The sequence below is a fragment of the Segatella copri genome (genome assembly GCF_003465495.1).
GTDB lineage: Bacteria > Bacteroidota > Bacteroidia > Bacteroidales > Bacteroidaceae > Prevotella > Prevotella copri_G.
Map to the genome: position 1 here is coordinate 48,174 of NZ_QSAV01000016.1, position 22,673 is coordinate 70,846.

At 46.7% G+C, this 22,673-nt stretch carries 17 protein-coding genes; 8 read left to right on the top strand and 9 right to left on the bottom strand.

The window, feature by feature from the left end; translation table 11 throughout:
- Positions 1-140: 140 nt before the first annotated feature.
- Positions 141-605, bottom strand: coding sequence for a hypothetical protein (locus tag DWV53_RS06465; RefSeq protein ID WP_118152465.1), 465 nt, complete (start codon positions 603-605; stop codon positions 141-143).
- 41 nt (positions 606-646) lie between these two features.
- Positions 647-1,927, bottom strand: a complete 1,281-nt coding sequence (locus DWV53_RS06470; protein ID WP_118152467.1) for a hypothetical protein — start codon at positions 1,925-1,927, stop codon at positions 647-649.
- 435 nt (positions 1,928-2,362) lie between these two features.
- Between DWV53_RS06470 and DWV53_RS06475 the strand changes: the two genes are divergently transcribed.
- A complete protein-coding gene (locus DWV53_RS06475) occupies positions 2,363-4,438 on the top strand; it encodes a protein-disulfide reductase DsbD family protein (RefSeq protein ID WP_118152469.1) in 2,076 nt (691 codons plus the stop codon).
- Between the two features lie 462 nt (positions 4,439-4,900).
- On the opposite strand, the gene DWV53_RS06480 is transcribed toward DWV53_RS06475, so the two are convergent.
- Both DWV53_RS06480 and DWV53_RS06485 read right to left on the bottom strand, forming a co-directional pair.
- The gene (locus DWV53_RS06480; RefSeq protein ID WP_118152471.1) at positions 4,901-6,499 is read right to left on the bottom strand and encodes an OmpP1/FadL family transporter; all 1,599 of its coding nucleotides are present in this window, start codon (positions 6,497-6,499) and stop codon (positions 4,901-4,903) included.
- Positions 6,500-6,622: 123 nt separating this feature from the next.
- Positions 6,623-7,615, bottom strand: coding sequence for a hypothetical protein (locus DWV53_RS06485; RefSeq protein ID WP_118152490.1), 993 nt, complete (start codon positions 7,613-7,615; stop codon positions 6,623-6,625).
- A gap of 271 nt (positions 7,616-7,886) precedes the next feature.
- Between DWV53_RS06485 and prmA the strand changes: the two genes are divergently transcribed.
- Positions 7,887-8,759, top strand: coding sequence for a 50S ribosomal protein L11 methyltransferase (gene prmA / locus DWV53_RS06490; RefSeq protein ID WP_118152473.1), 873 nt, complete (start codon positions 7,887-7,889; stop codon positions 8,757-8,759).
- A gap of 111 nt (positions 8,760-8,870) precedes the next feature.
- On the opposite strand, the gene DWV53_RS06495 is transcribed toward prmA, so the two are convergent.
- Positions 8,871-9,722, bottom strand: a complete 852-nt coding sequence (locus DWV53_RS06495) for a glycoside hydrolase family 25 protein (protein WP_118152492.1) — start codon at positions 9,720-9,722, stop codon at positions 8,871-8,873.
- Positions 9,723-9,788: 66 nt separating this feature from the next.
- Entirely contained in the window at positions 9,789-11,438 is a 1,650-nt protein-coding gene (locus DWV53_RS06500) for a diphosphate--fructose-6-phosphate 1-phosphotransferase (protein ID WP_118152475.1), read from the bottom strand.
- Positions 11,439-11,633: 195 nt separating this feature from the next.
- On the opposite strand from DWV53_RS06500, the gene DWV53_RS06505 reads away from it, so the two are divergent.
- From DWV53_RS06505 to DWV53_RS06525, 5 genes are all read left to right on the top strand, one after another.
- A complete protein-coding gene (locus DWV53_RS06505) occupies positions 11,634-11,906 on the top strand; it encodes a hypothetical protein (RefSeq protein ID WP_117586172.1) in 273 nt (90 codons plus the stop codon).
- Between the two features lie 42 nt (positions 11,907-11,948).
- On the top strand, positions 11,949-12,506 hold the full coding sequence (locus DWV53_RS06510) for a 1-acyl-sn-glycerol-3-phosphate acyltransferase (protein WP_118152477.1): 558 nt from the start codon (positions 11,949-11,951) through the stop codon (positions 12,504-12,506).
- 78 nt (positions 12,507-12,584) lie between these two features.
- The gene (locus tag DWV53_RS06515) at positions 12,585-15,245 is read left to right on the top strand and encodes a fibronectin type III domain-containing protein (RefSeq protein ID WP_259318931.1); all 2,661 of its coding nucleotides are present in this window, start codon (positions 12,585-12,587) and stop codon (positions 15,243-15,245) included.
- Between the two features lie 34 nt (positions 15,246-15,279).
- Positions 15,280-15,621: a hypothetical protein gene (locus tag DWV53_RS06520; RefSeq protein WP_117586171.1), complete on the top strand. Its 342-nt coding sequence runs from the start codon at positions 15,280-15,282 to the stop codon at positions 15,619-15,621.
- Positions 15,622-15,631: 10 nt separating this feature from the next.
- On the top strand, positions 15,632-17,824 hold the full coding sequence (locus DWV53_RS06525; RefSeq protein ID WP_118152481.1) for a YgiQ family radical SAM protein: 2,193 nt from the start codon (positions 15,632-15,634) through the stop codon (positions 17,822-17,824).
- Positions 17,825-17,900: 76 nt separating this feature from the next.
- On the opposite strand, the gene hisC is transcribed toward DWV53_RS06525, so the two are convergent.
- The 3 genes from hisC to hisG form a co-directional block, all read right to left on the bottom strand.
- On the bottom strand, positions 17,901-18,935 hold the full coding sequence (gene hisC, locus DWV53_RS06530; RefSeq protein ID WP_118152483.1) for a histidinol-phosphate transaminase: 1,035 nt from the start codon (positions 18,933-18,935) through the stop codon (positions 17,901-17,903).
- A gap of 50 nt (positions 18,936-18,985) precedes the next feature.
- A complete protein-coding gene (gene hisD / locus DWV53_RS06535; RefSeq protein WP_117586169.1) occupies positions 18,986-20,272 on the bottom strand; it encodes a histidinol dehydrogenase in 1,287 nt (428 codons plus the stop codon).
- A 94-nt stretch (positions 20,273-20,366) separates the two neighbouring features.
- A complete protein-coding gene (gene hisG, locus DWV53_RS06540; RefSeq protein ID WP_118152485.1) occupies positions 20,367-21,218 on the bottom strand; it encodes an ATP phosphoribosyltransferase in 852 nt (283 codons plus the stop codon).
- A gap of 106 nt (positions 21,219-21,324) precedes the next feature.
- Between hisG and DWV53_RS06545 the strand changes: the two genes are divergently transcribed.
- Complete coding sequence (locus DWV53_RS06545; RefSeq protein WP_118152486.1) at positions 21,325-22,584, top strand: transglycosylase SLT domain-containing protein; 1,260 nt, start codon at positions 21,325-21,327, stop codon at positions 22,582-22,584.
- The last annotated feature ends 89 nt before the right edge of the window (positions 22,585-22,673 follow it).

Below are 22,673 nucleotides of genomic sequence, written 5' to 3' on the forward strand. Positions count from 1 at the left end.
CTCTGATATTCTCTCTACGTATAGTCGCATTTTTGACTTAGGGGTACAAAAAAGCGACCGATACCTGAACAAAAATCAAGTATCGGTCGCTATCAGAAGATATAAATCTCTATCAGGAAAGCACTAGTCGCTATCGTCTTCTAGTCCTTATTATAATATTTACAGAAAGTCTTGTATCCGAACCCACCTTTCTCAATCGGCATACCCATGCGTATCAATTCTTCATGGGCATTTTTTGTGTTTTGTGGCAGCAGCACCTTGCCCTCCTTTTTCAGTATGTTCAGTCTCTTACAGATTTCCTGTACGTCAAATTGTTTTACCAGTCTCTCCACCTCTTTATGCACTTTCCATCCTTCGTCTTCATCGAGTGCAGGATGCACAAAATGGAAGAGTTCCTTCTGAAAACCTTCTCCTGCTGCTTCATTGGTTTCACTAGCTTTTTCTGTCACCTCTGCCTCGTAATTCTCCTCCGTCACCTCTGTTTCTTCAGCAAAAAAATCCTTTGCAATCTTCATCATCTGCTGTGCAGACAGATTGCCCTGGATAGTCAGTTCTTTGTGCTGGTTGTTGTAAATAACATTGCCTGCATAATAATTATTACTCATATTTCTTCCTTTTTTTATATTCTTGTAATATTTTTGTATGTCTATAATTCTGATGGCAGCAGAGCAGAATTCCCTTCTTCCTGGTGGTCAAGATGCAGATGCTTACTATGAACATCAAATGTAGAATCTCCTGCATGATAGTGCTCTGCCTGAATCGTAGGCTTCTTTGCCACCTCTTTTAAAGCCTTCGTCTGTTCCTTGATGGCATTAATCTGTATACCTTCTCTTGCCTCTTCAGAAAGGAAACGCTCAGTCATATTGTCAACCCGAAGTTTATACTCTGGGGGTAAATATGAAATCTCGTGGTAGATGAATCTCTGCAAAACCTCAACATCTTCTCGTCTGACTAGAGTTTGGCTGTACTTGATGATTTTATCAATAAGGTAGTCTTCCTTCTGGCTTGTTAGAGATGGGGTAGGAGCAAAGCTGTTTGTTGGCAGCCCCAAACGCATGCGCAGACGGTCTCTAATCACGAAAGCAGTAAGCAATTGGCGATACTTATCCAAAGGAATGCGTGTGTAGTGAGCGCGTATGAGCATGGCTATCTTATCATCATTGGAATAAGGAGCCAATGCCGGAATATTGGAAAGTTCTGTCTCTATATCTTCCAACCATGACATCATTTTCAAATTATCTGGTTTATGACAGTCGGCACCTTTTAAGTGCAACCAGTCATGCCATGCCCTTTCTGCTTCATGGGTGGATAGTAGATGGGGGAGCCAGCTTTTGCGGAGCTTCTTCTGGCGACCCTCATTGCATAAACCGCTCAATAAGTGTTCTAGTTCATTCGCCATATAGCGCATCTTGTCGCCCTTTTTTGCTTCCATAGCTTTTATGACATTCTCTATTCCCTCCTTCGCTTCGTACCATAGAGCGTATTTTCCCATTGCTATTAAAGTCTCTGTGTATTCCTGAAGCTCCTCTTCTTCATCAGAAGTTAACGTCTCATGTCTCAGAATATCTAGCATCATCATCGTAGCATCTTCTACGCATAAAAACTCCTCTGTCATAGGAAATAAAGGCAGGGACGGCTCCCATTCTTTCCAATGGTCTTTATGCAAGATGGGCACAATTGGAGTAGAATCAGTTTCTGCTTCAACAAAAAAATAGCCCTCTGCAGAAATTATAACCTCCTTAACCCGAGCGCGGAAATAACCCCGTCCGCTGGTTGTCAATGCAGCCTGAGCCAATGATTTGTATTCTTCTCTATTACGTACATAGCCTGCCTTCCGACTCGCAAAGCGCGCAACAAAAGCTTCTTCATCAGTTTCGTTAGTAGGTTCGGGTTTTACCGAAACATAGGGGTGCTTTCTGGCCAGCATGGTCAGAAATTCTATTAACGGAATATTTCCTCCTTTTTTTACTTTCCTCTTTTTAATTCTAACCGGTATTATGGTAAATAGGTGCTATAAGATAAAGAAAGAGGTGAAATTTGGAGCCTGAAAATGGAACCGGTTCACCCCTTTCTGATCATTACTTCCTTTCTGCCTGTTCTGAGATTAATTCTCATTTCAATCAAATAGAAGAAAGCACGGAAACAAGTATAGTTTCTTCTTTGCCATTTTATTCTGTTTCAAAATTTTAGGATTGCTTTATTCTGTCGGCAAAATTACATTAAAAGTACGAAATAGCCAAGTAAAACTAAGAAAATTAGCATATTTTCTTAAAAAAATTAAAACCGAGTACCCTTAAAGCCATCTGAATACGTAATATGATTAGTTTTTAGTAACTTTGCAACATAAAATTAAAAAATAGAAATGAAAAAAGTATTTTTAATCTTTCAATTACTCCTTGTAGTAATGCTGGCTCAGGCGCAGATGATGAACCCTGTGAAGTTCACCAGCTCGCTGAAAACAGACGGAAGTGCTGTGGCCGAAATCGTGTTTAGCGGAAAAATCCAACCGGGATGGCACGTCTACTCTACCGGTTTGGATGGCGATGGTCCGATTTCCGCTTCGTTCAACGTAAACAAGCTTGAAGGAGCTGAGCTCGTAGGTAAACTTCAGCCACGCGGCAGAGAGATTGCAAAGTTCGACCCTCTCTTCGAGATGAAACTCCGTTATTTTGAAGGTAGCGTTACCTTTGTACAGAAGGTGAAGTTTACCCAACCTAATTATCATATTGATGCCTATCTGGAGTATGGCGCCTGCAACGACCAGAACTGTCTGCCACCAAGCGAGGCAGCATTTAAGCAGAGTGGTAAATCGCCAGCCGTTGATACTCCTGCAGCTGGGGCAAAAGATGCGAAGGCGATTGATCCTGCCCTTGCAGCCAAGATGAAGGCCGATTCGCTTGCCAAGGCTGCAGCCCTGGCTCAGACCGATAGTGCTACTCAGCCCGTAGATTCCGCAGCTTTGGCATCTGCTATGGAAAATCTGAACGTCAAGGACTTATGGAAACCGGTTGTTAAAGAACTTCAGGCTTTTGGCGGAGCTAACGACATCGCCAACCATTCGCTCTTCTATATCTTCTTCATCGGTTTCGTGGGCGGTCTGCTTGCGCTCGTCATGCCTTGCATCTGGCCTATCATCCCGATGACCGTAAGTTTCTTCCTGAAGCGTGCTAAGAACGATAAGAAGAAAGGTATCCGCGATGCGATTACTTATGGTTTGAGCATCGTAGTCATCTATCTGGTTTTGGGTCTTGCCGTAACAGCCATCGCAGGTCCTAGCACCCTGAATGCGCTCAGCACAAGTGCCGTTTTCAACATCATCCTCTTCCTCCTGCTTGCCGTTTTCGCCTTCTCGTTCTTCGGTTGGTTCGAAATCAAATTGCCTGACAGTTGGGGAAATGCGGTAGACAACAAGGCTTCCAGCACCACGGGTATGATTTCTATCTTCCTGATGGCTTTCACCCTGGTATTGGTCAGCTTCTCCTGTACAGCTCCAATCATCGGTTTGCTGCTGGTTCAGACCGTTACTTCCGGCGACTGGCTCGCTCCTACCGTGGGAATGTTCGGTTTTGCACTTGCTCTGGCGCTCCCATTCACCCTCTTCGCCCTCTTCCCATCATGGTTGAAGTCGGCTCCTAAGTCGGGTTCGTGGATGGAGACTATCAAGATTGTGCTCGGCTTCATCGAGCTTGCCTTCTCTCTGAAGTTCCTCTCTGTAGCCGATCTGGCTTACGGCTGGCACATCATGGACCGCGAGGTATTCCTCTCTCTCTGGATTGTCATTTTCGGTCTGTTGGGTCTCTATCTCATCGGCAAGCTGAAGTTCCAGGTTGATGCAATCGGGGGCGACATCAACAAGCCTATGCCTGTAGCCTGCATCATGTTGGGTCTCTGTTCTTTGGCATTCTCGGTTTACATGATTCCAGGTCTCTGGGGCGCTCCTTGCAAGGCTGTGAGCGCATTTGCTCCACCTATTAATACACAGGACTTCAACCTCAACACCAAAACCATAGAGCCTGCTTACAAGGATTATGAGTTGGGAATGGCTGCTGCCAAGGCTGCCGGCAAACCGGTATTGCTTGATTTCACGGGTTATGGTTGTGTAAACTGCCGCAAGATGGAGGCTTCTGTCTGGACAGATCCATCGGTTGCCGATAAGCTGGCAAAGGATTATGTTCTCATCTCACTTTATGTAGATGACAAGACTCCTCTTCCTGAGCCTATGGAGGTAACGTTTAATGGCGAGAAGCGCACCCTGCGAACCGTTGGCGACAAGTGGAGTTATCTGCAGGCAAGCAAGTTTGGAGCTAATGCCCAGCCATTCTATGTGGCTATTGACAACGATGGCAATCCTCTTGCAGCAGCCTTCAGTTTCAAAGAAGATGTTAGTGCTTATCTCGACTTCCTGAACAAGGGTCTGGATAATTACAGAAACAAATAATATATGATTTAATAGTTCAAATAAGGCCGGTATTGGTTCATTTAAGTAGATTTATGAAGGATAAATTTCAATAGATTAGTTTATTCAAGGTAGATTTATTTAGGATTATTACTCCCCCGACAGATATGGTTTCCAAGCCATCCTGTTGGGGGATTTTTTGTATAGGCACCCAAAAATAAAGGCACAAAAAAATAGGGCCTGTTTCACAACAGACCCTAAACATACTTACTAAAACTAAATTAACCACTAAAAAAACTAATATTTTTTAATCCTAGAAAATAAGGTGATTAACACCTTTAATCTAAAAACCTAATCTATGACACGAAATCATCCCGATTTCTTGATTGCAAAGATAGGGCTTTTATATGAAACCGCCAAACTTTTTCCCAACTTTTTTTCTATGAGTGGGCTTTTTTATCGGGATTTCACATTATTTAATCAATAAGCCCCCTACTTCACATTTTAGAACCTATAGCCAACGGTCATCAGCAACTGATGGCGCTTGTTGTCAACCTTTGTTGCAGGAGCTGCATTCGCACCAAGCTCCTCCCAGGCTGCAAATGGATAGAAGTCACCATTCTGACAGCTGTACTGGTAAGCCACATCAATAGACAGCTTCTCGTAGTTGAAACCTACGCCGGCTGTAAATCGGTTAGTCGCCTTCCAGTTGGTATAATCTGTAGAGGTGGCGTAGATTGTTCCCTGAGAAGGAATAGTCTGGTCACGGTCTGCGCCCTCCTTGAACATCGGAGAAACGTAATTATAACCCAGGCGGAGCGCCAACATACTGACAGGCTTGTATTCCAGACCCAGCTTCAGCGTGCTCACGCCCTGCAACGACTGTTTGGTGTGGTCATTCATGAGGTCGTCGCTTGAACTGGTTTCATAATATTCGTCCCAATAACCATCATAATAACCGCCATCCTTCACACGATTATCCATGTGATTGTACCATGCATACTCGTAAGTAGCACCCAGGGCAAGATTGCTGCCAATGGTATGCCCCAAGCTAATACCCGTCTTCCAAGCCGTATTCAGACGATAATCGAGGCTGGAACTGTTCGTATTGCTAGCCTCAGCATAATTGCCCTTATCGTCCGTTATATTCTTGTCAACGAGTTCCAGGTCAGCTGTTCCATCCATCGACAAATCATAAAATACTGGCGAATTGACATAAGCACCAATACGGAAAGGAGAATCTTCTACCGGACGGAAGATAATACCCAGTTTTGCATCATAACCCGTACCCGTAATACGCTGGCTTTCCCAAGCTGTTCCGTAAGCCTCCTTATCAGCCACATAATTCTCTGTATAAACAGAATTGCTGCGGTAATGAACATCATGAATGCCCAAGGTGAAGCCCAACCATACGCGGTCGTTGAAACCTACGCTAATGTTGAAATCATATTCGCCTATGTAGCCCTTCTGATACTGGCCAAAAAGGAATGAACGGCCATCGTAGGTCATCTGGTTTCCATTCTCGTCTTTGCCCATCAACGCATTATAGTTAGCATCTACCGCATTCCAAATCTGATCGCCTGCATCTTTACCATGTTCCTCATCCAATTTTTTAGCGTAAGCCGTCTTGGCAGAAGCCCATTTGGTTTGAGATGCTCCGTTGAGATAATTGGCTGCAGAAAGAATCTGAGAGAAATTTGTGCTCTTGTGATAGTTAAAACCGAAGTTGAGTTTTACATTCGAATCGCCATTTGTAGCAGCCCAAACGAAACCAATCTGGTCGAAACTAGGAACCGATTTCTTTCCGTCGAAGCCAAATGGAGTTTTATCGAAATTGAGTTCCGTATCAGCTCCAGGCTGAGCCACAACGCCAGCCGAGAAACTTGCCATGCTCTTTCTGAACAGACCCAAACCGGCAGGGTTGCTGGAAATGGTAGAAATATCTGCGCCCAAGGCTTCCATAGCTCCACCCATACCTACATAGCGTGCAGTACCCGTGAGGGAATTTTCTGCAAACTTAGTATCCTGATAAGTTTCCTGAGCCAACATTGGGGCTGACATGAGTCCCAATGAAGCCAGGAATAAATATTTTAAATTCTTCATAATCTCTTAATTCTTAAGGTCTTCATTCCCAGATGAAAGTTTTCATTTTCGAAAATTGTCTTCATTTTCAGAACAAAGCCCAAGCTATTAACTATAAACTATTAACTATAAGCTGAAAAGCGACTATCTTCTTCCACCAAAGCCGCCGCCACCTGAGCGACTGCCGCCTCCGAAGCTACCGCTTCCTCCGCCAAAGCTTCCACCACCGGAATGCGATCCGCCTCCGAAACTGGCTCCACTACGGTTTCCGAATCCGCCAAAGTTGCTGCGGTCGAAGTTGTTGGTATTATTATTGTTGCGAACGCTATTGTAACGGCCATTACCGTTGATGCGACCGCCGAAATTGCGGTTTCTGTTGCTTCGGTAAGTACTGTTGCCAGCATAGCCTTTATCGCCATTATAACGATAAGTTCTGCTTCCTGCATAACCGCCCGAATTGCGTCCACCATAGCTAACATGTCCGATTACCGGACCGCCCCAATACCAAGGATTATAGCAGCCGCCCCAGCCATAATACCAAGGGTCGTACCAGCCACCATACCAGCCGCAGTAACCATAATACCATGGATCATACCAAGGGTCGAACCAAGGATCATACCAGCCGGCATAATAGCCGTAGCGCCAAGGATTGTGCCAGCTCCACATGCGGCTGCGCCAGTAGTAAGGACCGTAACCATAATAATCGTAGAACCACGGATCATAGAATCCGTCCCATCGGCTCATCTCGCGTGTGCGTACGAAATCTTCATCCCTGTCAGCATACTTCTGGGCGAAGTAAGCATCATCATAAATGCTGTCTGGCGCCACACCCTTGCCCACATGGAACTGAATAATGTCGTTGCCCAGGGAATCTTTCCCTACATTCTCATAATGGCTGAAGATTCTGCCGCCTCGATTGTATTCATCAACCGAACGGTCGCTTCCGCTCCAAAACAGCCGATAAACACTATCTCTACGTGCCCGCTGTTCAGCATACTGGCGCTGGAGCAGAGCCCGTCTTTCAGCCTTTTCTTTGGCCTCCTTCTTCGGATTGAAGTAGAGGTCATCGTCCTGTGCCATCGAAGTGAGTGGCATCGCAGCTGCGATAAGGACTGCAAGAAGATACTTTCTTTTCATATTCTGTTCTCCTATTATTTTTTTCTCCATTTTTCTCTTTCCAGATCCATCATAAACCATCAGGAAAAATACTCCCGAAAGAGCCCTTTTCTGATTATATAATAATCTGAATGCAAAAATATTGCTTATCTTTATGCAAAAATACAGAATTTCCCTAAATAATTGTAGGTTTTCCCCTATTTTTTTATAATTTTGCAGAAGATTTAAAACAAATCTAGCTTTTTTGAACATTCGAAGGCGTTTTTAGACAAGAAATTAATACAAATTAAATATGAAATATTTAGTAGCAACATTCACAATTGAAACGACTGCCGACTTGATGCAGGACTGTCAGGATCTGCTTGCCGATGGTGCAGCCGAAGTCGGATTTGAATCTTTTGAAGAAACAGAAACCGGACTGAAAGCGTATGTGCAGAAAGAACTCTTCGACAAAGAGCTGCTGGATGACCGTCTTTCTGATTTCCCTATTGGGGATGCGGAAATTACCTACGAGGTGAAAGATGCAGAATACAAGGATTGGAACCAGGAATGGGAAGAACAGGGATTCGAACCAATTTATGTGGACAACCAGGTGGTGATTTACGATGCGAAACATCCCGAACTCTATCCCGATACGAGCAACAGACCCGACATGATAGAAATAGGTATTGAGGCGAAACTGGCGTTCGGAACAGGAAACCACGAAACCACACGCATGATTATTTCGCAGCTGCTCCACATGCCTATCAGAACCAAGCGCATCCTGGATTGCGGAACGGGTACGGGAATACTTGCCCTCACCTGCTCAAAACTCGGAGCGAAAGACGTGGTAGGCTACGATATTGACGAGTGGAGCGTAGAAAATGCCAAGCATAATGCCGTGCTCAACGGCGTAACTAACATGGAAGTACTCTTTGGCAACAGTCAGGTAATCAACCACATCAGCGGCGTTTTCGACCTGGTTCTAGCCAACATCAACCGCAACATTCTGCTCGACGACATGCGCGCTTTCCGTAGCGTGATGAACATCGGCGGAACCCTGGTTTTGAGCGGCTTCTACGAAGAAGATATTCCTGTACTCCTGGAGAAAGCTGAAGAACTGGGAATGCATGAAATAAACAGACAGATTGACAACAATTGGGCCTGCCTTGTTTTAGGTTCATAAAGATTCTTTTCTGATTCTAAACATTCAGAACAAAAAATCTGAAATCAGAAATATCAGATTAAAACATACGAATAAAGGTTGGATTTTCGCATATTGCCAAAAGTCCAACCTTTATTCCATGAATTTCTTCTCATTATTATTGCTTCCTATGCAGAGCTGCTTGAGCTCATAATAACTGCCGTTGTAAATATTGAAATCTACGTAGCCTTTAATGCCCGGCAACTTGCCCACATCCGTATGCTGCCAGAACTTCCATTTGCCCTTATACTGAACCTTGTCAACATAATAGTGGGCTATCCAGTAAGGATAATCTTCGAAGACAGGCGCACTCAGATATTGCTCCTTGAATTTATAATAGGTGTAGATGATAGGTTTAACATGATACTTATCCTCTACAATATGCAGCCAGGTAAGCACATCACGCTGGAAATCCTCCACACTCTTATCTGCCGGCTTATGTTCTATATCCAGTACCGGAGGCAAATCGCCATCCGTAAGATGAACCTGGTCTAGGAAATAATAGGCCTGTTTTCGGGCTGTCGACTTATTGCTCCAGAAATGATAAACACCCCGGATGAAACCGAAATCGCGAGCCTGATTAAAGTTCTCGCGAAAATTCTCATCGAGCCGTGAAGAACCTTCCGTACTCTTGATGATGACGAAGCGCACAGGACACCCCTTGATCATCGCATTCTTGAGCTGTTCCCAGTCTATCTTGCCCTGATAATGCGAAATGTCGATTCCATGAATCTCGTAACCTTCAGGATATTCAGCATCGCCATAAAGCGCACGCCATCGGAAACCAGTTGGCCCTACAAAGAAATGATAGAACAGAAAGACATAGAGCACGATAACCGCCGTTCCGCCTATCCACCACGCCCAACGGGGATAGCGTTGCAAAAAAGAAGACGAACGCCTTCTACCACGGGAGCCGCCACGCCGAGGAGTTTTCTTTCTCGCCATGGCACTCTTTTTCTGTGAAGAAGCCGTTCGTCTTGTTGACATATTAAAAAATATTTATTCTATTTTTTACTTAGCCTGCTCCAACTGGAGAGTCTTTGTGGTCTGGTCGCAAACCTCAGAAGGACCCCAGTACTGGATAGGACCTGGATAAACGTAAGCTGTTTCCTTAGCCCACTCATCACGCTTAGAAGCGAAGAACTTGAATGGAGCGCCATCCAGCTCAACGAGAGCCTTGCGGATAACTGGCTTGTTAGCACCATTACGACGCTCGATGTTCATCATCATAGTGATTGGCACACCACCTGCAATCCACTCTGCTGCAGGAGCTGTTGTGTTCTTGATGATTGACATGTAACCGGTCTTGCCGTTAGCGATGAGGCGTGAAGCGTTGAAACCGAGTGAGTAGCAGTAGTCAGCATCGTAGTTAGAAGGAGCTGCGCAACGTCCCTCGTAACCGAAGAAGTGGTGCTGTGCAGAGAACTTACCAACAAACTTGCCTTCCTTCTTCCATGCAGCCAACTTCTCAGCTACCATGCGAGAAAGCAACTTCTCTGTCTCGATGAGAGAAACCTGTACGTTTCCGTGAGGGTCGCGGTCGAGGCAAAGCTGGCGAGCTACGTCAGCTGGCAAAGACTCCAATACTGCGAGGTTGTCCTTAGCGATGGCACCCTTAACGAATGCAATCTGCTCCTCAGCACTTGCAAACTCACGGCTCTCGCCTGTTGCAGGGTCTGTAAGAACCTCGTTCAATTCTGCGATAAGCTTCTTGATAGCTGGGATGAACTCGATCAGGCCCTCTGGGATGAGAACAGTACCGAAGTTGTTACCCTCAGCAGCACGGTTAGCTACTGCAGTTGCAATATAAGTAACCACATCATCGAGTGACATTTCCTTAGCCTCTATCTCCTCTGAAATCAAGCAGATGTTTGGCTGAGTCTGGAGAGCGCACTCAAGAGCGATGTGAGATGCTGAACGACCCATCAGCTTGATGAAGTGCCAGTACTTACGTGCTGAGTTACAGTCGCGCTCGATGTTACCGATGAGCTCAGAATATGTCTTGCAGGCTGTATCGAAACCGAAAGAAGTCTCAATCTGCTCGTTCTTCAAGTCGCCGTCGATAGTCTTAGGGCAACCGATTACCTGTACGCCATACTTCTTGGCAGCATAGTATTCTGCGAGAACACAAGCATTGGTATTTGAGTCGTCACCACCGATGATGACAAGTGCCTTGATGCCGAGTTCACGAAGAATCTCAATACCCTTCTCAAACTGGTCTTCCTTCTCAAGCTTGGTACGTCCGGAACCGATGATATCGAAACCACCAGTATTGCGGTATTCGTCCATGATTTCAGAAGTAATCTCCATGTACTTATGGTCAACGAGACCACCAGGACCGAGGATGAAACCATAGAGCTTGTTAGCTGGGTTGAGAGACTTCACACCGTCGAAGAGACCAGAAATCACGTTGTGACCGCCAGGAGCCTGACCACCTGAGAGGATAACACCTACGTTGAAAGCAGGAAGTTCCTTAGCCTCACCTGCCTCGAATGTAATAACAGGCATTCCATAAGTGTTAGGGAACAACGCCTTGATTTCATCCTGATTACCTACTGACTGTGTTGCTGCACCTTCAACTGCCTTTACTGGGCCCTGGAGAGCCTTAGGCAATTTTGGCTGATAAGCAGCTCTTGCAATCTGCAATGCACTTTTTTCCATAATTCGTTTTTTATTTTAATTAGTTGAAACTTCAAAAACATCTGCAAAAATAACTCTTTTCTGCGAGATACGGAAAGAAAAATGCTAAAAATGCGTTAATAGATACATTTTTTCCCAAAAAATGATGTTATTTCAAAGAAAATGATTATCTTTGAGCGATATTTTTAATTATTCATTAATTAGGAGAAAAGAATTATGGCTAATAAAAGAGATTTAAAGCGCACGATCAACTACATTACAAGCGAACTTTTCGCCGAAACAGTAGCTGCATCTTTGTATAATGGTAAGCCTACACAGGAAGATGTGGATGGCATTCTTTCAGCTATCGTCATGATCAACGGCGATTACATCAGCCGCGTGTCTCACCCGGAACCGGGAATCACGAAGGGTGAATATTATAAGAAACTCACAGTCGACTTCAACAAGCAGGTGAGCGAAATCATCGACCAGATTTCAAACCTGGCATAATCCTTTCATCATCAGAATCAGGAAATACACCTATTTAAATATATGATAAAAGGAATTTGTCAATGGATATTGTATAAGCGCTTGGGCTATAAGAAAATCATCACCCAGGAGCTTCCTGAAAAGTATATTATCTGCATGGCTCCGCACACCAGCAACTGGGATCTGATCCTAGGCCAGCTCTTTGCCCATGCTGAGGGAATCAAATGTAATTTCCTCATGAAAAAGGAATGGTTCTTCTGGCCGCTAGGTCCTATCTTCAGAAAGATGGGAGGTATTCCTGTGTGGAGAAGCAAACATACTAGCATGACGGATAATCTGGCTGCAGAAGCGGATAAGCGCAAGGCTTTCGGACTGTGCATTACGCCCGAAGGTACCCGCTCGCTCAACCCGGAATGGAAAAAGGGATTCTATTTCATAGCCCTCAAGGCGCATCTGCCTATCCATCTCTATGGGCTTGACTATGAGAAGAAGGCCATCCAATGCACCAGGCAGATTATCCCGTCAGGAGATGTTGACAAAGACATGCGTGAAATCAAGTTGTACTTCAAGGATTTCAAAGGAAAGAAACCGGAGAAGTTCACAATCGGAAATATTGATTAAACCTTAGAAGATAACGGTTTAGTCAGCTATTAAAGAAGGAGTATTCGTAAAGTGAAACACCAAAACATAACATATTGTTTGATAAGCAGTTTGCTGTTAGCCGCTGGAGCTTCGCTTCAGGCTAACGGCAAATCGTTTTTTCCTATCTACGACGAGGCTAACAGCGGCGCATGGCAAGGCATAGATTATGATGGCGACCCATGGGTGTTTAATGTTTCCCGCCCTTATTTCGTTACGGCAGGACTACAGAACAGGCACCTTTCGCTATGGGCTTCGCACGGACGGTATTATTATGCCGACAGAGATGTATGGAAATGGCAACGCCCTAACCTGTTTTGCACAAACGAAGATCTTTTTACCCAAACCATCGTCGTGCCCTACCTCATCCCGATGCTCCAGAATGCGGGAGCCATCGTCTTCACACCCCGTGAAAGAGACTGGCAGAGGAACGAAATCGTCATCGATAATGATGATGCTGTCAAGTCGGTTTATTATTTCGAAAAGGAGGCGAGCAAGCGATGGAAAAAATGCGATTCGCTCGGTTTTGCCAACCGCTACCGACTGAAAGATGGGGAAAATCCGTTCCGCATGGGAACCGTGAGACAGGCGAAGGCTACCAAGCGCAAGAAAACTAGCCAGGTAAGCTACCAGCCCCGTTTCAAGGAAGCCGGCAAATACGCAGTCTACGTAAGCTACCAGTCGCTCCCCAAGAGCGTGAGCGATGCAAAATACATCGTTTATCACAAGGGCGAAGCCACGGAGTTTTCCGTTAACCAGCGCATGGGCGGAGGTACCTGGGTTTACCTGGGCACCTTCGATTTCGATAAGGGCTGCAACGAGTTCAACCGGGTAGTCTGCACCAACAAGGCTTCACGCCGTGGAGTAGTAACTACAGATGCTGTCCGCTTTGGCGGCGGCATGGGAAACATAGAGCGTGGCGGTTACACCAGCGGATTGCCCCGTTGCCTGGAAGGAGCCAGATACTACGCCCAATGGGCTGGTGCTCCCTATAAGGTTTATGGAGGCCGAAAGGGAGAAAATGATTACGCCGACGACATCAACACCCGTTCGCTTATGACCAATTGGCTGGGCGGCGGTTCGGTTTACATGCCTGCCAAAAATGGCAAGCATGTGCCTATAGAACTCTCGCTGGCACTTCATAGTGATGCGGGTTACAATAAGGACGGAAAATCTACCGTTGGAGCCCTTGCTATCTGCACCACAGATTATAACGACGGAATACTGAACAGCGGAATCTCCAGATTCACATCCAAGGATTTCGCCAGGGCTTTGCGCGATAATCTCGTTACGGATCTGACGGCTCAGTTCGGAGAATTCGGCAAGCGCTACCTATGGGACAGAAACTATTCTGAAACCCGTCTGCCGGAAGTTCCGTCGGCTATTCTCGAAATGCTTTCGCATCAGAATTTCCCTGACATGAGAATTGCTCAGGATCCGCTCGGAAAGTTCTATATCGCACGCTCCATCTACAAAACTATCCTGCGCTTCGTAAGCAGCAATCATGGAACCCGATACGTGGTCCAGCCGCTGGCTCCGCAGAACTTCAGCGTTACGCAGAACCAAGGCGTTGCCCTACTCTCATGGACTGCCCAGCTGGACAAGACGGAACCATCTGCCCGCCCTACTTCTTACATTATTTATAAGGCTGAGGGACAAGGCGGTTTTGACAACGGAACCATCGTGAACACCACCCGCTGCCAGATGCAGCTGGAACCGGGCAAACTTTACCATTTTAAGGTGGCTGCGGTTAATGCAGGAGGAGAAAGTTTCACCACCGAAACCCTCTCTGTGCTCTATAATCCTGCTGCCAGCAAGTCTGTGCTCATCGTAAACAATTTCCATCGCCTTGCCTCTCCGCAGGTCGTGGATGATGAGGAAAAGCAGGGATTTGACCTCAATCAGGATCCGGGCGTAAGCTACGGACTGACGGCGGGATGGAGCGGCAAGCAACAGGTGTTCGACAGAAGCAGAATGGGCAACGAAACCAGTTTCGGACTCGGTTTCAGCGGCAACGAAATGATTGGCAAGTTTGTGGCAGGCAACGACTTCAACTACGTTCAGGCGCATGCTACAAGTATTGCGGCTTCGGGCAAATATAATATTTCCAGCTGTTCGAGCGAAGTCATCGCCAGCGGCAGGGTTCAGATGAAGAACTATCAGGCAGTTGACCTCATCAACGGACTGGAGCGCCATGACGGCTATACTCACGCCTACTTCAAGTCGTTCACGCCTGCCCTGCAGAACAGCATCAGGCAATACGCCAGCCAAGGCGGCAGAATCCTGATAAGCGGTTCTTACACCGGAAGCGACATGCAGACTGAAGAGGAACAGGCGTTCCTGAGCGATATTCTGAAACTCAGCTATGAGCCTACAGGTTCTACGGCCATCACCAGGGACATCAATCCCGAAGATTCAACCGTAACAGAACGAGACAGTATTGTCTGCACTTCGCCTAACGTCAAGGGATTAGGTCTGCAGTTCAGCTATTATAACGAGCTGAATGCCCAGCATTATGCGGCAACCCATCCCGAGATATTGAAACCGGTTGGCAATTACGCCTTCACGGCGATGCAATACGATACGGGAACGAGTGCGGCTGTTGCCTACAAGAGCACAACTTACCGCAGCTTCGTCATGGGATTCCCGCTGGAATGCATCATCGACGAAAGAACCCGCACCAGCGTGTTGCTCGGCATTCTCAAATTTCTGACAGATTAAATTCAAAGTAAAACAGATAAAAAAATTTAAGCTTATGTATAAGATTCAAGCCAACCAGTCTGGCACTCGCTCTATCGAAGTGAGCGACCAGCATTTAGAGACCATCGAAAAGTATCAGTTACTCCGCAACCTCGTAGACAGCAACGGCATTATCGACGAGGAAGTGCTCGATAAACTGAAACTTAATGTGCGTTCACTCCTCGAGAGCAGCGACATCAAGGATAAGGAGTTGCTAGATCTCTGTCTCGACGTCATCTACAATCAGAACATGAAGGCGCTCGGTCTTCACAACCTCGTTCTGCTCTACGTAGACTGGAAAGACAAGAAGCAGGCTGAGGCTGCAGCAGATGCAGAACCAGACGCAGTAAATGATTAAAAAATATTGAATGGATTATAAGTTAACAGATTTCTTACCTACCACCAAGAAAGAATGCGAGTTGCGCGGATGGGACGAACTCGACGTCATCCTCTTTTCAGGAGATGCTTACGTTGACCACCCATCCTTCGGCCCTGCCATCCTCGGACGAATATTGGAAGCCAACGGCTATCGGGTAGCCATTGTTCCCCAGCCCGACTGGCACGGCGATTTCCGAGACTTCAAGAAACTCGGTCGCCCTCGCCTCTTCTTTGGTGTTTCTCCGGGTGCCATGGACTCGATGGTGAACCGCTACACGGCCAACCGCCGCATGCGTAGCGAGGACGCTTTCAGTCCCGACTCCCGCCACGACATGCGCCCCGACTATCCATCTATCGTCTATACGCAGATACTGAAGAAACTCTTTCCCGACGTACCTGTAGCACTAGGCGGTATTGAGGCTTCGTTGCGCCGCATCAGCCACTACGACTATTGGAAAGACGAGCTCCGCAAGTGCATTCTCTGCGATTCGGGCGCCGACCTCATTCTCTACGGAATGGGCGAACGTTCTATCGTTGAACTAGCCAATGCCTTTGCAGAAGGCAAGACGCTTAGCCAAATCCACGAAATGCCGCAGGTGGTTTTCTACTGCAAGGAAAGTGAGATTCCGGGCGGTTTCAAGGACGACGACATCATCCTCCACAGCCACGAAGAATGTCTCCACAACAAGAAGGGACAGGCTGAGAACGTGCGCCATCTGGAGGAAGAAGCCAACAAGATGCATGCTCAGCGCATGATTCAGGAAGTTGACGGCAAATATGTAGTGGTGAATCCGCCTTTCCCGCTGATGACTACCGCGGAACTGGATGCGGCTTTCGACCTGCCTTATACGCGTTTGCCTCATCCTAAATACAAGGGCAAGACCATTCCTGCCTACGAGATGATCAAGTTCTCCGTGAACCTTCATCGTGGCTGTTTCGGCGGCTGTTCTTTCTGTACCATTTCTGCCCATCAGGGTAAATTCGTGGTTTGCCGCAGCAAGGAGAGCATTCTGAAGGAGGTGAAGAAAATCATCCAGATGCCTGATTTCAAGGGCTATCTGAGCGATTTGGGCGGTCCTTCTGCCAACATGTACGGAATGCACGGCAAGAATCAGAAAGCCTGCGAAGTGTGCAAGCGCCCGTCGTGTGTAAACCCTCAGATTTGTCCGAACCTCAATACCGACCACAGCAAGCTTTTGGAGATTTATCATGCTGTAGATGCTTTGCCGGGAATCAAGAAGAGTTTCATTGGTAGTGGTGTGCGTTACGACCTTCTGCTGCATAAGAGCAAGGACGAAAAGGTGAATCAGGCGGCTAGAGAATACACGCGCGAACTGATTACCAAGCACGTGAGCGGCCGACTGAAGGTGGCTCCCGAACATACGAGTCCGGAGGTTTTGAAGTTCATGCGCAAGCCATCGTTCGACCTCTTCTACGAGTTCAAGCGCATCTTCGACAAGATTAATAAGGAAGAAGGTCTTAACCAGCAGATCATTCCTTACTTCATCAGTTCGCATCCGGGCTGTCATGAAGAAGACATGGCCGAACTTGCCGTCATTACGAAGGGACTGGACTTCCATCTGGAGCAGGTGCAGGATTTCACCCCTACTCCTATGACCATTTCTACCGAGACCTGGTATACGGGGTACGATCCTTACACCCTGGAGCCGGTCTTCAGCGCCAAGACTCAGAAAGAGAAGCTTGCCCAGCGCATGTTCTTCTTCTGGTACAAGCCTGAAGAGCGCCGCGCCATCGAGAGTGAACTTCGCCGGATAGGCAGAGCCGACCTCATCGACAAACTCTACGACAGGAAGAGCATGGGTGGCAGTTTCAAGGGTAAGAAGACGCATTATGACGATAAGGCGATAGGTTCTACATACGATAATCCTGGTGTAGGAAAAGGTGCTAAAGGCAAGCGTGGAACTGGCAGAAATGCGTCTGACCGCTATGCACCAAAGGGTTTCGGAAATGTAGGCTGCTATGATGAAGATAAATATCTGAACGAAGGCCGCCCATTAAGCGGAGGTGCCGGCTTCTTCAAGAACAAGAAGAAAAAGAGCTTCAACCCTAATTTCGACAACGACAACCACAGTCGCAAGAACCGCTACAACAGCGGGGATAAGAACGAACGCGGCGGCCGTGGAAATCAAGGAAGAAATGAAGGTAGAGGCAGAAGAAGATAAATGCTAAAAAGAGGGTGAATTATATATTTATGACTCACCCTCTTTCATATTATATACTGAACTTTTCCAAAATAATTTAGTACTGTCTCAAAGCACCGAGTAATTCAGCATTCTCGCTCTTGTTTCCTATCGTAATTCTCAGACAGTTGCCACACAACTGAACCTTGTTGCGGTTTCTTACGATAATGCCTTGTGCCACCAGATAATTATAGATGGCATTGGCGTCGGTCATTTTAGCCAGGAAGAAGTTTGCATCAGTAGGATAAACCTTCTCGCAGATAGGCAGATCCAGGAATGCAGCCATTACCTTAGAACGCTCCTGCAGGATGTTCTTCACCCATTCGTCAACCTTCAGCGGATTCTTCATCACTTCCAGCGCATGCTCCTGAGTAAGCAGATTGACGTTATAAGGATATTTCACCTTATTGAATATGTCAACAATCTCCTTGCTCGCAAAAGCCATTCCCAAACGGAGGGCTGCACAGCCCCATGCCTTACTCATGGTGTTGAGCACAATCATGTTGGGAAATCTGTCGAGTACGCTGCGGAATGTGCGCTCCGAAGAGAAATCGCTGTAGGCTTCGTCGATGATGACAATACCCTGGAATTTCTGCAACACCTCTACGATAGCCTCGCGGTTAATGTGATTACCCGTAGGATTGTTCGGACTGCAGAACCAGATAACCTTTGTCTGTTCATCGCAGGCTGCCAGCAGTTTTCCGGCAGAAATCTGATAATTTTCATCAAGCAATACAGAACGATACTCCACATCGTTGATGTCTGCACAAACTTCATACATTCCGTAAGTAGGTGCAATCGCTACTACATTATCCTTGCCCGGGCGGCAGAATACACGGTAAACCAAATCGATGGCCTCGTCAGAACCGTTGCCCAGGAAGATTTTCTCTTCAGCCACACCCTTAATCTTGCTGATCTGCTTCTTCAGTTCAACCTGCAGCGGATCAGGATAGCGATTGTAAGGGTCATTATATGGATTTTCGTTGGCATCGAGGAAGACGCGGGCATTTCTGCCTGCAAACTCCGTACGGGCGCAACTGTAAGGTGCCAGATTCCAGATGTTCTCTCGGCACAAATCTTTCAATTCTTTCATTTTTCTTTCAAAAGCTATTAAGAAGTATTTTTACAACTTCCCTTTTTACCCTATTGTTTCAAACTGTTCACTCTCAGTCTCATCGCATTGGCATGAGCTTCCAATTGCTCATTTTCCGCCATGGTCACTACAGCATTTCCAATGTTACGAATACCTTCTTCTGTAAGATGCTGGAAGGTGATTTTGCGATTATAACTGTCCAGGTTCACTCCGTTGTAAGCCAAAGCATAACCATGGGTTGGCAAGGTATGGTTCGTACCGCTTGCATAGTCGCCTGCACTTTCGCACGCATAGTTTCCGAGGAATACACTACCTGCATTCACAACTTTTTCTGCCAGCTGCTCGTAATCGGCTGTGGCGATAATCAGATGCTCCGGCGCATAAGTATTACAGAGGTCGATTGCCTCCTCTTCGGTCTTCACGAGGATAAACTTAGAATTATCTAACGAGGTTTGTGCCATCTCCTTACGTGGCAAACGTTCAAGTTGCACTTCAACTTCATTCTTTACATCATCCAACACCTTTTCAGATGTAGTAATGAAGAAAACCTGAGAATCGAAACCATGTTCAGCCTGCGACAACAGGTCGGCAGCAGCAAACACAGGGTTGGCAGTTTCGTCGGCAATAAGACAAACTTCAGACGGACCGGCAGGCATGTCTATAGCCACATCGTGCAGGGAAACCTGCTGCTTGGCAGCCATGACAAACTGGTTGCCCGGACCGAAAATCTTATAAACCTTAGGCACGCTCTCCGTACCATAAGCCATGGCTCCGATAGCCTGAACGCCACCCGCCTTAAAGATCTTGCTTACGCCCGCAATCTTTGCCGCCATGAGGATAGCCGGGTTCACCTTGCCCTCTTTATTCGGAGGAGTACACAGTACTATTTCTTTACATCCTGCAATCTTGGCAGGAGTAGCCAGCATCAGAACGGTGCTAAAGAGAGGAGCAGTACCTCCCGGGATATACAATCCCACCTTCTCAATAGCCACACTCTTCTGCCAGCAGGTTACACCAGGGCAAGTTTCAACCTTTACACCATCAAACTTCTGGCTATGATGGAATGCGGCAATGTTATGATGGGCGAGGTGCAAAGCGTCTTTCAGTTCTTGAGAAACCATTTTCTCTGCCTCTTCGATTTCAGCTTCAGTCACAGCCAAAGAATCGAGATGGGCATGATCAAACTTCTCCTCGTAACGCTTCACGGCTTCGTCGCCATGGTTTTTCACATCGTCGAGTACACCTTGTACGGTCGCATTCAGCTGCGAAACATCCAGGTGTGGGCGTTTTACAATCTCGCTCCATTCCTCCTTTGCAGGATACTTTATTACCTTCATTCCTATTATTAATGTTTAATTATTAATGTTTAATGTTTGGTTTTTAACGCATAATGTCTCTAAATAAACATTACACATTAAACACTACACATTATTATAATATCATCTTTTCGATTGGTGTTACCAGGATGCCCTGTGCACCGAGTTCCTTCAACTTGCCTATGATTTCCCAGAAACGCTTCTCGTCGAGCACAGTGTGGATAGAGCACCAGTCCTCATCAGCCAATGGGATAATCGTAGGACTCTTGATGCCTGGCAATACTTCTGTAATCTCCTGAACCTTTGCCTTAGGAGCATTCATCATCACGTACTTCTTGTCCTGTGCAGAACGTACAGCCTCGAAGCGGAACAGCATCTCGTTCAGAATCTGATGCTTCTCCTCGTCCATGTTCCAGTTGCCGATGAGCAGAGCCTCGCTCTTCATCACCACCTCAACCTCAGCAAGATTGTTGCTGACCAGAGTAGAACCTGAACTTACAATATCGAAAATACCGTCAGCCAAACCGATTCCAGGACTGATTTCTACAGAACCCGTAATGACATGGATATCGGCATTGATATTATTCTTCTTCATAAACTTGCGCAGGATGTTAGGGTAAGAAGTAGCAATCTTCTTGCCGTTGAACCACTGCAATCCCGGATAATCAATCTTCTTAGGAATGGCGAGGCTCAGGCGGCACTTGCTGAAACCCAGACGGTCGATAATCTGCGCATTCTCTCCACGCTCAACAAACTCGTTCTCGCCCACGATTCCGATATCTGCCACACCAGAGGCTACGCTCTGAGGAATATCATCATCACGAAGGTAGAGAACCTCGAGAGGGAAGTTGCTTGACTGCACCAGGAGGGTGCGTTTAGAGGCGCTTACTTTGATGTCTGCCTCTGCTAAAAGATTCATGGTGTCGTCAAAAAGACGACCCTTACTTTGTACTGCTATTCGTAACATATTTCTATATTTTGTTTGAAAAACATTGCAAAAGTACATATTTTTATTAGAATAAACAAATAATTTCTCACTTATGTGCAAAATATTTCGTACTTTTGCAGCTGAAATGAAGAATAAAGGATATTTATACGCATTATATGCACTATTTTTGCTCGCTGCCTGTGCCGACAAGAAACCGCAGCAGGAGCTTACGCCATGGGGAACTCCTGTAGGCGAAATGGAGCATGCTGACAACTCTGATGGGGCTGATGGTGATGAAAAGAAACCTGCTTCAACCAGCAAGGGGCTTTCGCTCGAAGATATTCAGGCCAATGGTGAGCTCATCATGCTTACCGTTAACGGCCCTACTACCTATTATGATTACCACAGCCACGGAATGGGACTGCAATATCTGCTCTGCGAGAAGTTTGCCCAGCAGATCGGCGTGTCGTTACGCGTAGAAGAATGTAAGGATACGGCTGAAATGGTACGCAAACTGGAGAAGGGAGAAGGTGATGTGATTGCCGTGCCCCTACCCCGAAAACAGACCAGAGGCAACCTGTTGTTCTGTGGTGTTACGCCCGACAGTACCCGAACCCAATGGGCTGTGCAGAACGGTAACAAGAGTCTTGCCGACACCCTGAACGGCTGGTTTAAGCCTAAGCTGATTGCTCAGGTCAAGCAGGAAGAATCGTGGCTGCTTTCTTCTGCCAGCGTGCGCCGCCACGTTTATTCACCATTTCTGAACCGTTCTAAGGGTGTTATTTCCCGCTACGACCACCTCTTCCAGCGCTATAGCGGAACGGCTCGCATGGACTGGCGTCTGATGGCTGCCCAATGTTATCAGGAGAGCTGTTTTGACCCGAATGCGAAGTCATGGGCTGGAGCTTGCGGACTGATGCAGATTATGCCAGGCACGGCAGCCCATCTGGGTTTGCCGATGAGCATGATTCATGAACCTGAGGCGAATGTGGCTGCGGCAGCCAGATATATGGCGGAACTGCAGGGGCATTTTGCGGATGTTGGCGACCCGTCGCAGCGCATGCTTTTCGCCCTTGCTTCTTATAATGGTGGCTATTTCCACATCAGAGATGCGATGGCGCTGGCTCGCAAACATGGTCAGAATCCGCACAATTGGGGCGTAATTCGCAATTATATTCTGCGCCTTTCTCAACCGGCTTATTACACAGACCCGGTGGTGAAATACGGTTACATGCGAGGCACGGAGACGGTAGATTATGTGGATAGAATCAGAGCCCGCTGGGGTGAATACAGCGGTGGTTCAGGCTTCCATGAGAGTCTTCGTGGCAGCGGTATGGGCAGCGGTTCCTTCCATGGAGCCCCTGTTAAATCCAAGCGCCACTACCAGAATAAGTACCATATATAATATAAATAGGGAACGCAGTGCGTTCCCTATCTGTTTATTACTTGTAACCTATAGGATGGTTATCCAGATACCTTCGTCTCGGTCGCGCG

Coding starts and splice junctions, on each gene's coding strand:
- DWV53_RS06465 (WP_118152465.1), bottom strand. CDS start 605: ATGAGTAATAATTATTATGCAGGCAATGTTATTTACAACAACCAGCAC.
- DWV53_RS06470 (WP_118152467.1), bottom strand. CDS start 1,927: ATGCTGGCCAGAAAGCACCCCTATGTTTCGGTAAAACCCGAACCTACT.
- DWV53_RS06475 (WP_118152469.1), top strand. CDS start 2,363: ATGAAAAAAGTATTTTTAATCTTTCAATTACTCCTTGTAGTAATGCTG.
- DWV53_RS06480 (WP_118152471.1), bottom strand. CDS start 6,499: ATGAAGAATTTAAAATATTTATTCCTGGCTTCATTGGGACTCATGTCA.
- DWV53_RS06485 (WP_118152490.1), bottom strand. CDS start 7,615: ATGAAAAGAAAGTATCTTCTTGCAGTCCTTATCGCAGCTGCGATGCCA.
- prmA (WP_118152473.1), top strand. CDS start 7,887: ATGAAATATTTAGTAGCAACATTCACAATTGAAACGACTGCCGACTTG.
- DWV53_RS06495 (WP_118152492.1), bottom strand. CDS start 9,722: ATGGCGAGAAAGAAAACTCCTCGGCGTGGCGGCTCCCGTGGTAGAAGG.
- DWV53_RS06500 (WP_118152475.1), bottom strand. CDS start 11,438: ATGGAAAAAAGTGCATTGCAGATTGCAAGAGCTGCTTATCAGCCAAAA.
- DWV53_RS06505 (WP_117586172.1), top strand. CDS start 11,634: ATGGCTAATAAAAGAGATTTAAAGCGCACGATCAACTACATTACAAGC.
- DWV53_RS06510 (WP_118152477.1), top strand. CDS start 11,949: ATGATAAAAGGAATTTGTCAATGGATATTGTATAAGCGCTTGGGCTAT.
- DWV53_RS06520 (WP_117586171.1), top strand. CDS start 15,280: ATGTATAAGATTCAAGCCAACCAGTCTGGCACTCGCTCTATCGAAGTG.
- DWV53_RS06525 (WP_118152481.1), top strand. CDS start 15,632: ATGGATTATAAGTTAACAGATTTCTTACCTACCACCAAGAAAGAATGC.
- hisC (WP_118152483.1), bottom strand. CDS start 18,935: ATGAAAGAATTGAAAGATTTGTGCCGAGAGAACATCTGGAATCTGGCA.
- hisD (WP_117586169.1), bottom strand. CDS start 20,272: ATGAAGGTAATAAAGTATCCTGCAAAGGAGGAATGGAGCGAGATTGTA.
- hisG (WP_118152485.1), bottom strand. CDS start 21,218: ATGTTACGAATAGCAGTACAAAGTAAGGGTCGTCTTTTTGACGACACC.
- DWV53_RS06545 (WP_118152486.1), top strand. CDS start 21,325: ATGAAGAATAAAGGATATTTATACGCATTATATGCACTATTTTTGCTC.